At 45.0% G+C, this 12,544-nt stretch carries 7 protein-coding genes; 5 read left to right on the top strand and 2 right to left on the bottom strand.

From position 1 onward, the window contains the following. Positions 1–302 precede the first annotated feature (302 nt). On the bottom strand, positions 303–2,171 hold the full coding sequence (locus MHH86_RS22645) for a sensor histidine kinase (RefSeq protein ID WP_051491273.1): 1,869 nt from the start codon (positions 2,169–2,171) through the stop codon (positions 303–305). A gap of 113 nt (positions 2,172–2,284) precedes the next feature. On the opposite strand from MHH86_RS22645, the gene MHH86_RS22640 reads away from it, so the two are divergent. From MHH86_RS22640 to MHH86_RS22630, 3 genes are all read left to right on the top strand, one after another. Beyond that, positions 2,285–3,241 (top strand): ABC transporter permease subunit, encoded by a 957-nt coding sequence (locus MHH86_RS22640; protein WP_051491272.1) that lies wholly within the window; start codon positions 2,285–2,287, stop codon positions 3,239–3,241. A 26-nt stretch (positions 3,242–3,267) separates the two neighbouring features. Next, positions 3,268–4,158: a carbohydrate ABC transporter permease gene (locus MHH86_RS22635; RefSeq protein ID WP_038572696.1), complete on the top strand. Its 891-nt coding sequence runs from the start codon at positions 3,268–3,270 to the stop codon at positions 4,156–4,158. Between the two features lie 107 nt (positions 4,159–4,265). Next, positions 4,266–5,879: an extracellular solute-binding protein gene (locus tag MHH86_RS22630; RefSeq protein WP_038574721.1), complete on the top strand. Its 1,614-nt coding sequence runs from the start codon at positions 4,266–4,268 to the stop codon at positions 5,877–5,879. 69 nt (positions 5,880–5,948) lie between these two features. Here the strand turns inward: MHH86_RS22630 and MHH86_RS22625 are convergent, their stop codons facing one another. Further along, positions 5,949–6,800, bottom strand: coding sequence for a helix-turn-helix domain-containing protein (locus MHH86_RS22625; protein ID WP_076099824.1), 852 nt, complete (start codon positions 6,798–6,800; stop codon positions 5,949–5,951). A gap of 134 nt (positions 6,801–6,934) precedes the next feature. On the opposite strand from MHH86_RS22625, the gene MHH86_RS22620 reads away from it, so the two are divergent. Beyond that, positions 6,935–9,400: a glycoside hydrolase family 2 protein gene (locus MHH86_RS22620; protein ID WP_076148444.1), complete on the top strand. Its 2,466-nt coding sequence runs from the start codon at positions 6,935–6,937 to the stop codon at positions 9,398–9,400. Between the two features lie 235 nt (positions 9,401–9,635). Further along, complete coding sequence (locus MHH86_RS22615) at positions 9,636–11,825, top strand: alpha-galactosidase (RefSeq protein WP_076148445.1); 2,190 nt, start codon at positions 9,636–9,638, stop codon at positions 11,823–11,825. Positions 11,826–12,544: the final 719 nt, after the last annotated feature.

Genomic DNA, 12,544 nt, shown 5'->3' with positions numbered 1-12,544 from the left:
AGCTATTTCGGATATTTGAGTCTTTTTACAAAGATTTCGGACTGTATAGCTCTTATTGCTATAAAATTGTCCAGAATTAGTGTACAAACGAGTCAATTGCTGCATCTGAGTCCGATAGTCGAGCAAAATGCCCCGAATCATCGAAATAAGGTCTCCTCGGTCCGATACGAATGAGGAGGGAGCAAATAGTGCCGAACGATCCAAACGATCCCTTCGATCTAAACGATCCCATCGATCCCATCAAATCCAAGGAGAAGCAAGCCAAAGGATTCTCGCAATGGAGAATCCCCTCGTCACCGCTCCTACACCTCTTTTTGCGGTAAACGAATCTGCACGGTGGTGCCTATTCCTAGTCTGCTAAACACTTTAACGCCGTAGTGCTCACCAAATTTCAGTTTGATGCGACGATCAACGTTAGTGATTCCATACCCTCGTCCAGGCTTATCCTCAAGCAAAGAACTGAGCGTCTCGCGGCTCATCCCCATGCCATCATCGATTACCGACAAGATAATATCGTTTGCTTCCATGACACCTTTGATATGAATGTTCAGCGGACTTTCTTGGCTCCACACGGCATGCAGCACTGCATTCTCCACAAAAGGCTGTAAGGCAAGCTTGACAGTAGAGTAGGGCAGGATCGCTTCATCTACTGTGTAGGTAATGTTCAGTTGGCCTTTAAAGCGGATTAGCTGAATGGCGTTGTAGCTCTGGGTCAGCTTTAATTCCTCGTGGATGGTCAATATACTTTTCCCTTTATTTAAGGAGATTCGATAAAACTTGGCTAGATGAAGCACCAAATCTTGTATACGCGTATCTTGATGTTTTAGGGCAAGCGACGAGATGGAGCCCAGTGTGTTGTACAGAAAATGAGGGTTGATCTGCGCTTGCAGCAGGTCAAGCTCGGCCTCCTTACTCTGCAGCTCCTTCTGATACACCTCAGTAATGAGACTTTTGAGCCGGGTGGTCATTTGCTTGAAGGCAAAATGCAGCTGGCCAATCTCATCATTCCCCAAATGTTCTTCTGTACTATGATTGAAATCCCCCCGTTCCAGGCGGCGGATCATCCGGATTAAAGTACGGATACGCTTGCTGAACAGCGACGCCGTAATGTAAATCAGCAGGAGGGCCACGCCAATAAAGCCGAGTGAGATTTTGATAATCAGATCTGAGAGTGATTTAGCGTCCTGAATGATGCTGTCATAGGGGAAGATAGATACAGTTTTCCATCCATTTTTGAGCGTGTTGTAGACCGCGAATGCCTTTACCCCTTTGTAAGTTGTATCAAATCTGCCCGATGGTGACTCATCGAATTTCTGATCAAGCAATTCCGGCAGGCTCGTATTTAATAAGTGCTTGTCAGCTGCTGAGAGAATAAGCCCTTTGTCATTAATAATAAAAATATCTTTCCCGCCCGCTTCTTCCTCCATTAAAGAATAGATGACCGATTCGGAGATTCTGAAGACCAGAATACCGTAGGGATATTGATTGCGGTTATTGTTCAAAAATCTTGCTAAGGTAAACATGGCCGGACTATCTTCGGTCTGCGGTGAGGATAGATGAATGATATTCCCATGTGACTGCTGAAGCTGCTTGAACAGCTCGGTCTCTTTAACCTCAGCTGTTACCGGCTTGATATAGTAATCATCTTTGGGAAGTGATTCATTGTCCGAATAAATGAAAACGCTATCAAAATCAGGATAGGCAGTCATTATCGTGTCCATGCGGTTGCCTATGTATTGATAGACATCCAGATAAGAAGGATCATCCTGGTATTCACTCGTGAGGTAGCTGGCAAGTCTGTTATCCAGGTAGATGGAAGCTGAAATATGTTCATAGCTGTCCAGCTTGTTTTCCAAATTTTTATTAATCTGAGCTGTTGAATTCATCATATTGCTGTAAATCTGATCCGTTAATTTTGATTTTGTTAATTCGTAGGAAAGGTAGGCGAAAAGCATCATCGGAACAATGGTCACTAGCACAAATACGCTGAACAGCTTGGAGCGAAAGCTCAAATCGATAAAAGGCATATAAATATATTTCCTATATATATGGCGCATAGAAGAAGTCCCTTCTTTACTGTAAATTCGCTGTTTGCCATGTTCATCATAGCAGACTGAATATCGAAATCCAATGCTCGAATCTGCCGAAACTCCTTTAAAAAGCGCTATCATTCGGAGGATTGAAGTATAGAAAGCCACCTGTTGCGGACTTAAGATGAATAGGAGAGAAGTTGAATCGAGATGTGGCTCGACATGCTGCACTAAATAAAAAGGGAGGGTATTTGATGCATAAAGCAAGCGCTATCAAAACAGTCAGAGGCAATAATCTGTGGTACAGATTAAAAGAGCAGAAATGGTTATTTTTGCTGATGCTACCTGCCTTAATTGCGACATTGCTATTTTCTTATGGTCCTATGTTTGGGATGTATATGGCGTTTACGAATTATCAGCCGGGCGGAGGAACATTTTTTCAACAATTTTTCCATGCAGAGTTTGTAGGATTCAAGTGGTTTGAGTATTTCTTTACTACCGGAGACTTCTACCGTGTAATGCGCAATACGCTCGCTACAAGCTTGCTGACCTTGTTATTCGGGTTTCCAGCACCGATCATCCTCGCACTTGTACTGAATGAAGCTAGACAGGGATTTTTCAAAAGATTTGTACAGACGGTTTCTTATCTGCCGCATTTTATCTCATGGGTTATCGCTGCAAACATCGTGATTACACTGCTGGCTTCCGATGGGATGTTTAACAATTTATTGGTGACGTTGGGCATTGTTCAGGAACCGGTTGCTTTTCTACAAAATGGACCGCTATTCTGGTGGATTATCGCTTTGTCCAATATGTGGAAGGAAATGGGCTTCAGCGCCATTATGTATCTTGCTGCAATTTCCGCTATTAATCCAGAGCTCTACGAAGCAGCTAGAGTGGATGGAGCCAGTCGCTTCCGGCAAATGTGGCATATTACGTTGCCAGCCTTGCGTCCAACCATTGTTATTTTAGGGATTCTTGCCGTCGGAGGCATTTTGAATGCGGGCTTTGAACAACAATACCTGCTGCAAAATAATACCGTGCTTGAGTATTCAGAGGTTATCGATATTTATGCATATAAATACGGGCTACAAAACAGCATGTTCTCCTACGGGGCGGCCGTTGGGGTATTTAAATCCGTGATTGCCTTCATACTTGTTGTAATTGTGAATCGAATTTCTAGAAAAGTGAACGACCAAGCGTTGTTCTAAACCCGAAAAAGAGAGGAGCGCTTGTGATGATTTCGAATAGATACGGGGATCATATTTTTAAATTTATAGTTTATCTCATTCTTATACTTGTGTTGCTAGTTACCTTTCTCCCTTTTTGGAATATTCTCGTTCTTTCATTAAATGCTGCTGAGGATACCGTACGTGGTGGCGTCTATTTATGGCCCAGAGTCCTCACCTTTGATAGCTACAGTCAAATCTTAAAAGATAGCGAGATTTTGAATGGCTTATGGGTTACTGTCAAACGTACCGTAATTGGCGCGCCGCTATCTGTCCTTGTCATTACGATGCTTGCTTATCCGCTAAGCCGCCGGAATTTGATGGGACGTAAAGGATGGAATCTATATTTTGTCTTCACAATGTATTTTGGAGGCGGACTGATTCCTTATTACATGGTGCTTAAAGCGCTGAATATGATTGACACGTTTTCCGTATTTATTTTGCCAGGGCTGATGAATGTCTTCTATATGATTATTGTCCGTACCTTTATGGAGGGGCTGCCTGGTGAGATCGAGGAGTCGGCGAAGGTAGACGGGGCGAATGACCTGACGATTTTCTTCCGGATTGTTCTACCGTTGACCACACCCGTGCTTGCGACTGTAGGACTTTTTCAGGCAATCTCACATTGGAATTCGTGGTTTGACTCCTATGCGTTTACCTATAGTTCTGACTTAAAGACCTTGCAAGCCGTACTCGTGAAAATATTAAGCCAATTCCAGACCGGAGGCATGGTATCGCAATCGCAAATGCTAGCTAACTCGGCTAAGCGGAATGCGGTTTCAAGTGATACTATCCGGATGGCAGCGACGATGGTGGCAACATTGCCTATCGTACTGGTATACCCATTCCTGCAAAAGTACTTTGTTAAGGGTATGACTTTGGGAGCGGTTAAGAGTTAATATGATTAAATAAATAGCGGCCCTGAAGGGGGGTGAACGGGCAGACTTGCTTGGTTGCTTGATAGACTTATGAAGTAACTTACTTAATGGGAGGAATTAGGGTGTCTATGATAAAGAAAAACAAATGGTTGAACGTGAGTATTACTGCCGCATTAGCCGTTGGTGTATTAGCGGGTTGTGCTTCAAATGATGGAAAAAACAATACAAACCAAACGGCCGGAGACGATAAAAAACAAGAGCCGATTACATTGACCTGGTTTGATTCAAATACCAAGGGAGAACCTTTCACTGATGCTATTGCGCAGGAAATCACCAAAAAAACAGGCATTTCGATCTCAATCCAGCAGCCAACGGGTAATCCTACGGAAAAGCTGAGCTTGATGCTTGCCAGTGGTGACTATCCAGATGTAGTTGTAATGAGCCGGGGCGATGCTTCTCTCGATAAATACATTACAAGTGGCGCATTTATAGCGCTCGATGAGTTAATTGAGAAAAGTGGACCAGACATTAAAGAAATGTACGGCGACACATTGATCAAAACACGTTATAAGGATGGGAAAAACTATTACCTAGCTAACTGGTATGGCCTGGATAGTGATCCTGTTTTCGGTATGCTGATGAGAAAAAATCTGGTTGCGGACCTAGCTCCAGATAAGGCAGATGGCTCTACCCCACTCACAACGGATGAGTTTGAAGCACTTTTAAAGAATTTTAAAGAGAAAAACAAGACAATTGATGGAAAAGAAACTGTTCCAATGACGATGAACGGTGAGAATATGGGCGCCAATCTCGGTACATTTAAAGGGATGTGGGGTCTGAGAACCTACTATGATAATAATGGAACATTACAATATGATGTTAAGGATCCAAAGTATCGCGAGATGCTGCTTTATGTGAACAGTCTGTATAGAGAAGGTCTAATCGAAAAAGAGTTTGCCATCAGCAAAACACAAACATGGATTCAAAAGCTGGCTACCGGCGCAGTGTTCTCCACACCAGGCGCATACTGGGACCCAGGTAATGCAAATGGTACTCTGAAGAAGGATGGCGGAGATGATAATCAGTTCTTCCCGTACAAGGTTGTAGCACCAGGCACAGAGACCTCCCAAACAACATTCGGACCAAGAAGCTCACTTGGATGGGATGCTATTGCCATTACGAAAAATAACAAACACCCTGAAGAAACTATCAAGCTGTTCAACTACCTAGCGAGTGACGAAGGACAACATTTGCTGCTATGGGGTAAGGAAGGCGAGCAGTACACCATGGTGGATGGAAAGAGACAACCAGACCCTGCATTCCTGCAAAGCTTCAAGGATAACTGGGACGATGCTGTGAAGAAGAGCGGGGTTCGTAAATGGTTGTGGTTTGTTAAAAATGGTCTGGATGCCAATGAACAGCCATACGATATGGCCGTTAAATACCAACGTAGTGAAATTGACGAAATGGCCATTAAGAGCCTTGGAGATTCCGTATGGGATACAGCAGAATTTGATAACTTAGGCCCTGACGGCGGAACGCCTGAAGCGCTGACAGCGCAAAAAGTAAAAGATATTATGGACCAAAGCATTACGAGAGTAATCATCGCTCCTTCTGAAGCCGAAGCCAATTCTACATTCGACAAGATGCTTGCGGATATGAAAAAAGCTGGGGATGAAAAAGTAGAAGAAATCTTCAATCAGAAGTATAGCGAACGTATGGAATTGTGGAACTCAAAATAATATAATTATCTATGTAAAAGCTTCCTCTCTGCATTTCAGCAGAGGGAAGCTTTTTGTTGTATAAAAAAGCTAAACCAGCCGATTAACATGTGCATTCCTGCGGAAATCAAGCGGGGCTTGATGATAGAATTTTTTGAATTGATGATAGAAATGACTGACATTCTCGAAGCCGGATTCCAAAGCGATATCGACCACACGCAGCTCGGTAGTGAGCAGTAGGTTGCGGGCTACATTGAGCTTTAGCTGGTTGATATATTCCGTAGGCGTCTGGTTCAAGTATTGCCGGAAGGCGCGGTTCACATGGCCGGCGCTTCTCCCTGACAGCTCGTACAAGGCATGAAGTCCACGGTGCAAATTATCCTTTAAATGCATTTTGGTTATGGCATGCTCTAGCCAGAGCGGGAATTCTGGTTGAGCGACTGTCTCTGCGGAGAAAAAATGCTGGGTGAGTGTATCGACGAGCAGGCCTTTTAGAAAAATCCGGGACTTAACCTTGTCTAGGGTTGATAGGATGCGAATGCGTTCCATAGAACGGACGAAACTAGCCATTTCCAGCTGAGATAACATGGCGATTCGGGGGAGAGGCGTGTTCAGCAATCCGTGCAAAAACTCCTCTTCATTCAGATAAGTTAAAGCAGCTTCAATGAGGCTTTTGCGGCAGGGAATGTTCAGGAAACGGCAATCGCTATCACCATCTGCTTCATATCTGTGGGTATCACTGGGCCGAATAAAGACAAGGCAGCCAGTCTGAAGCAGCTGCGCTGTCCCGTTAACAATATGCTGACATCTGCCTTCTGTGAGAATGAAAAATTCATAGAAATCATGCGTATGTTCTGGAGATACCTGACTTAAGGACTCCACCCAGAAAGGGTCTGCTAGTAGTTCAGGATTCATATGGCTTGCCTCGGTGTATTTGAGCATGTTCGTCCTCCAGTGTATTAATGATGTTAAAATAGCACATGATTCTCGAGAACACAACACAAGAAATATAAAGATATTATTGATAGACTTGATCTATAAGAAGGCAAAATAGCACATTTTGGAGGCGGGAGAAAATGCATCTTGTAGATCTAAATGGCAAATGGAAAATGAGACGTCTGCATGAGCCGAGCTGGCTGGAGGCTAGTGTGCCAGGTTCTGTCTATCACGATTTATTGAATGCCGGAGAAATGCCGGATCCGTTCTATCGTGAGCAGGAATATGAGGTTCTGGAATTATCCAATTACGATTACGAATATCAGCGTTGCTTTCAAGTGGAAGCTGAAGTGTTACAGCATGACCGCGTATTTCTGCTGTGTGAGGGGCTGGATACGTTATGCGAGCTTTTTGTGAATGGAACTAACATTCTGAACAGTGATAATATGCACCGGACGTATGAAGTGGACATTAAGTCAGTGTTGAAGCAAGGCGATAACACCATTCACGCGATTTTTCGTTCCCCAGTGGAATTTGCTCTGCGGAAGCAAGCGGAGCTGCCGCTTAGCAGTTGTGCTGATGCAGTGGAGGGAATATCCCATCTGCGCAAAGCACATTCCATGTTCGGCTGGGACTGGGGTCCGAAGCTGCCCGATCTTGGAATCTGGAGAAGTCTCTCCATTCAGGGGTATGACAGTGCCCGTGTTGACGATGTTTATATTACACAATTTCACGAGCCGGATAAGGTTACTCTGGATGTTCGGGTAAGAACAGAGAGCTGGCAGGAGGTTGAACGGGAAATCGTAGTCAGCGTTCACACTCCAGCAGGTGTGGCCGTTGAACGTCGTGTGTCCGAAACTGCGGGAGAAGATCATCATATTACACTGGAAATTATGGAGCCAGAGCTTTGGTGGCCGAATAATCTGGGTGCACAACCCCTGTATAACGTCGAGGTTGTACTGTTGCAGAAGGGACAGGAGCTGGATCGTCGAGAACTGCGGATTGGATTAAGAACGATTTCTGTGAAGCAGGAAGAAGACCAGTGGGGACAATCATTCGCTTTTGAAATCAACGGCGTACTTATCTTTTCTACAGGTGCCGATTATATTCTGGAAGATAATCTTCTACCTCGCGTGACTAAGGAGCGCACGGATCGCCTGCTCCAAAGCTGCGTGGCTGCTAACTTTAATACCATTCGTGTATGGGGTGGCGGTTATTATCCTGACGATTATTTTTATGATCTATGCGATGAATATGGGCTTATCGTCTGGCAGGATCATCTGTATGCCTGCGGGATCTATGCACTGACAGAATCTTTTGAGGACAATATCACACATGAGACGATGGACAACATGAAGCGCTTACGCCATCACGCATCGTTAGGCTTGTGGTGCGGTAACAACGAACAGGAGATGGCTTGGGTCGATTGGGATTGGGAGAATCATTATTCGCTCCAGCTAAAGGCCGACTATATCAAGCAGTATGAAGTGCTTCTGCCGGCTATCGCTAAGGAAGTTGATCCCAATACCTTCTACTGGCGTGCCTCTCCTTCCTCTAAAGGAAGCTTTGATAAACCGAATGACGAGAACTATGGAGACATGCATTACTGGGGCGTTTGGCATGGCAAGGAGCCTTTTACCGATTATCGGAAGCTCTATCCGCGTTATATGTCTGAGTTTGGCCTGCAATCCTTCCCAAGCTTGAAGACGATTGAATCCTTTACGCTGCCGGAGGATCGCAATATTTTCTCCTATGTCATGGAGTCCCACCAGAAGAACAATACCGGAAATGAGAAAATTCTCTATTATATCGGCGAGACCTACAAATATCCGAAGGATTTTGAATCTATTCTCTATGCGTCCCAGCTTATCCAAGCCGAAGGCATGCGCTGTGGCGTAGAGCATTGGCGTAGACATAGAGGGCGCTGCATGGGCGCATTGTATTGGCAGTTGAACGATTGTTGGCCGGTTGCTTCCTGGTCTAGCATCGATTATTATGGCCGGTGGAAAGCAATGCATTATACAGCTAGACGTTTTTTTGCTCCAGTTCTTGCTTCTGCACATGACGAAGGAACCGTAGTTTCCCTGCATGTCTCTAATGAGAGCAGAGAGAAGGTGAGCGGTGAATTAAGATGGAGACTGCTTACTCCGACATCAGAGGTTCTAATGGAAGGTGCGAAGTCGGTGAAGATTGAGGCTTTAAGCAGTGCCGAGTTCGATCGGCTTGATTTTGGTCATGTCTTGGATACAAAAGAGAAGAAACGTGAAGCCTATCTGGAATATGTATTTGAGGTAGAGGGGGAAACGATAAGCGGGGGAACCGTCTTGTTCGTTAAGCCGAAACACTTCAGCTTTGTTGATCCTGAGCTTGAAGCCGTACTCACTGAGGAAGCAGAACAATTCGTTATTACTGTGAAGTCAAAAGCATATGCCCGTTTCGTCGGACTTGATTTCAAGGAAAGAGATGCGATCTTCAGTGATAACTATTTCGACCTATCAGCTGGCGTTTCAAGAACCGTTACGATTGCCAAAAAAGATCTCGACAAACCAGCTACGGTTGAGGAATTGCGTTCCCAGCTTACTGTGCGCTCCGTCTTTGATATTTGAGCAAAAGGTTATTTTCCTACTATATCCTAGGCTGTCAATCTCCAAATGACAGTTTGATGATATATATTCTAGTGGTTTAGACTCTGCGTATAGATAGATCAATATTTTACTATAATAGGTATAGATATTAAGATTGTATACCCTTCCATTTCACTCTAAAATAGACTTCGAAGAAGCATTAATTACAAACTATAAACGTTCTATTGAGCTACCTTAAGGAGAGTGCAAACATATTATGGGTATTTATTATGATGACAACCGCAAGGTGTTTCATTTACAGTCTGAGAAATCCAGCTATATTATTGAATTGATCAAAGGTGTTATTCCAGCGCATGTCTACTGGGGCCCAAAATTGGCAGGGAGAGAATTTCAACTTCCGTTGAATTTGGTGGAACGTTGCTCTTTTAGTCCAACTTATTTGCAGGAGGATAAAAATATCTCCCTCGACACCTTGCCAAGCGAATTCCCTTCTTATGGAAACGGTGATTTCCGCGAGCCGGCACTTGAGGTTCACCTAGTAGATGGCACGACCGTAACGGATTTCCGTTATAAGAGCCACACCATTAATAAAGGAAAACCTGCACTCAAGGGTCTGCCTGCTACTTATGTTGAAAGTGAAGAAGAAGCAGAGACCCTGGAAATTATACTGCAAGATGATAAAACAGGATTGATCGCTGCCTTGAGCTATACCGTATTTAACAATCAGGATGTTATAACACGTTCCGTGCGGATTGAGAATCTGGGTAAGGACAATCTGGTTCTGAAAAGAGTATTAAGCGCGAATGTTGACTTCCATGATTCTGACTATGACATGCTGCAATTATCCGGTACTTGGACTAGAGAACGCCATATTCACAAAAGACCACTCGTTCCTGGCATCCAGCGGATTGACAGCAAACGCGGCTCCAGCAGCCATCAGCAGAATCCTTTTATGGCCTTGCTTGCAAAAGATGCAACAGAGGATCATGGCGAAGTTTACGGGTTCAGCCTTGTGTATAGCGGAAGTTTCCTTGCCCAAGCAGAAGTGGATCAATACGGAATTTCCAGAGTAGGGATCGGTATTCAACCTTTTAACTTTCAGTGGTTGCTTGAACCGGGCGAATCCTTTCAGGCTCCAGAAGCCGTATTGGTAAGATCCAGTGAAGGGCTTGGTGGATTATCGAGAACCTATCACCGTCTGTATCGGACCCGATTATGCAGAGGTGAATTCCGCGATAGCAAGCGTCCTATTCTGATCAACAACTGGGAAGCGACTTATTTTAATTTTAATGCGGATAAAATCAAAGAAATTGCTAAAGCAGGCAAAGAGCTAGGCCTGGAGCTGTTCGTGCTGGATGACGGCTGGTTCGGCAAACGTGATAACGACGACAGCTCCCTGGGAGACTGGGTAGAGGATCGTCGCAAGCTTCCTGAAGGTCTTGGAAAGCTAGGCGAAGATATCACGGCAATGGGCATGGAATTCGGATTATGGTTCGAGCCAGAAATGGTATCGCCAGAAAGTGATCTTTACCGTGAACATCCAGACTGGTGTCTCCATGTACCTGGGCATAAAAGTTCGTTAGCCCGCCAGCAGCTAGTGCTGGATTTATCCCGCAAGGATGTATGCGATTATATCGTCGAGTCAGTTAGCTCGGTATTGTCATCTGCTCCGATTACTTATGTGAAATGGGATATGAACCGGAATATGACAGAGATTGGATCAGCGCTTCTTCCAGCCGAACGTCAACGCGAAACGGCACACCGTTATATCCTTGGACTTTATGATGTGCTGGAACGTATCGTTTCCCGTTTCCCTCATATTTTGTTCGAAAGCTGCTCTGGTGGTGGCGGACGATTTGATCCGGGGATGCTGTATTATATGCCACAGACCTGGACTAGCGATGATACGGATGCAGTGGAAAGATTAAAGATCCAATACGGAACAAGTATTGTGTATCCAGCGAGTTCAATGGGTGCCCATGTGTCGGCTGTTCCTAACCATCAGGTGCATCGTATTACTCCTTTGGAGACACGTGGTCATGTCGCGATGTCGGGTAATTTCGGCTACGAGCTGGATTTGACCAAGCTTACTGAAGCTGAACGCGAGGATATCCGCAAGCAGGTTTCGGAGTACAAGGAACTGAGAATGCTGATTCAGTACGGTGATTTCTATCGACTGCTTAGTCCTTTTGAAGGAAACGAGACGGCATGGATGTTTGTTTCCGCTGATAAAAAAGAAGCCTTCGCCACCTACTTCCAAGTTCTGGCCGGGCCTAATCCACCGTTGCGCAGATTGCGTCTGAAAGGACTCGACCCTGCAAAATCGTATAAGCTTGAGCTTAACGGCGGAGTATACAGAGGGGATGAGCTGATGCACTTCGGACTCACGATTCCACAGCTCGAGGGCGATTTCAGAAGCCTACTTTTCGTGCTTAGAGAAGTTTAATCAAAAAAGGAGGGTGCCCCGAAAGCCATTGGCTGCTGGGCACCTTCCTTTTTTTTCTCCTTTTTTGAGTTCTTTTGTGACTAGCTGCGCGCCCGAAGCTGTTATTGGATGGGGCGCTTTGCGAGATATGCTTACTTGGCCGGGGACTACCAGACGCGAATTAGTGCGACTTGCAAGTAGCTTGGCGCCACTGGAGCTGATTGTTTATACTGAAGCCGGCGGGCTCAAATTGGTGCACCATGTAAGTTGCTTACCCATCCAACACAGTGCTTTCGGACTCAGATGCCGCTAACCGCTCGTTTTTCACACATTTGGAGTTTTATCGGACCGCATAGTCGCTATTGGCTCGAAAAGTACCAAATATGCACATCTTTCGAAGGAATAGCTGCACTGGAGTCCGAAACTGTGCTCAAAAGGCGAGAAATTGGCAAATAGCGTCATTGGGGTCCGAAAGTGGCGGGGGCTGGTTGTGAGTCGGTGCTGCTGTACGCGAATTAGGGTGTTTAGCAAGATGCTTTGCTAGCCCTGGGCTAGCGTACGCGAACTGGTGCGACTTGCAAGTTGCTTACCCAACCAACACAGTGCTATCGGACTCATATGCCGCTAATCGCAGTCTTTTCACACATTTGGAGTTTTATCGGACCGCATAGTCGCTATTGGCTCGAAAAGTACCAAATATGCACATCTTTCGAAGGAATAGCTGCACTGGAGTCCGAAAC

It is taken from the genome of Paenibacillus sp. FSL F4-0097, assembly GCF_038593125.1.
GTDB classification, from domain to species: Bacteria; Bacillota; Bacilli; order Paenibacillales; family Paenibacillaceae; genus Paenibacillus_AQ; species Paenibacillus_AQ odorifer.
Note: the sequence above shows the minus strand (reverse complement) of the source record. Positions and strands in the feature narration are given on the sequence as shown.

Bases quoted from the DNA above. Each gene is read 5' to 3' on its own strand.
- MHH86_RS22645 (WP_051491273.1), bottom strand. From the start codon at position 2,171: ATGATAGCGCTTTTTAAAGGAGTTTCGGCAGATTCGAGCATTGGATTT.
- MHH86_RS22625 (WP_076099824.1), bottom strand. From the start codon at position 6,800: ATGCTCAAATACACCGAGGCAAGCCATATGAATCCTGAACTACTAGCA.
- MHH86_RS22620 (WP_076148444.1), top strand. From the start codon at position 6,935: ATGCATCTTGTAGATCTAAATGGCAAATGGAAAATGAGACGTCTGCAT.
- MHH86_RS22630 (WP_038574721.1), top strand. From the start codon at position 4,266: ATGATAAAGAAAAACAAATGGTTGAACGTGAGTATTACTGCCGCATTA.
- MHH86_RS22615 (WP_076148445.1), top strand. From the start codon at position 9,636: ATGGGTATTTATTATGATGACAACCGCAAGGTGTTTCATTTACAGTCT.
- MHH86_RS22635 (WP_038572696.1), top strand. From the start codon at position 3,268: ATGATTTCGAATAGATACGGGGATCATATTTTTAAATTTATAGTTTAT.
- MHH86_RS22640 (WP_051491272.1), top strand. From the start codon at position 2,285: ATGCATAAAGCAAGCGCTATCAAAACAGTCAGAGGCAATAATCTGTGG.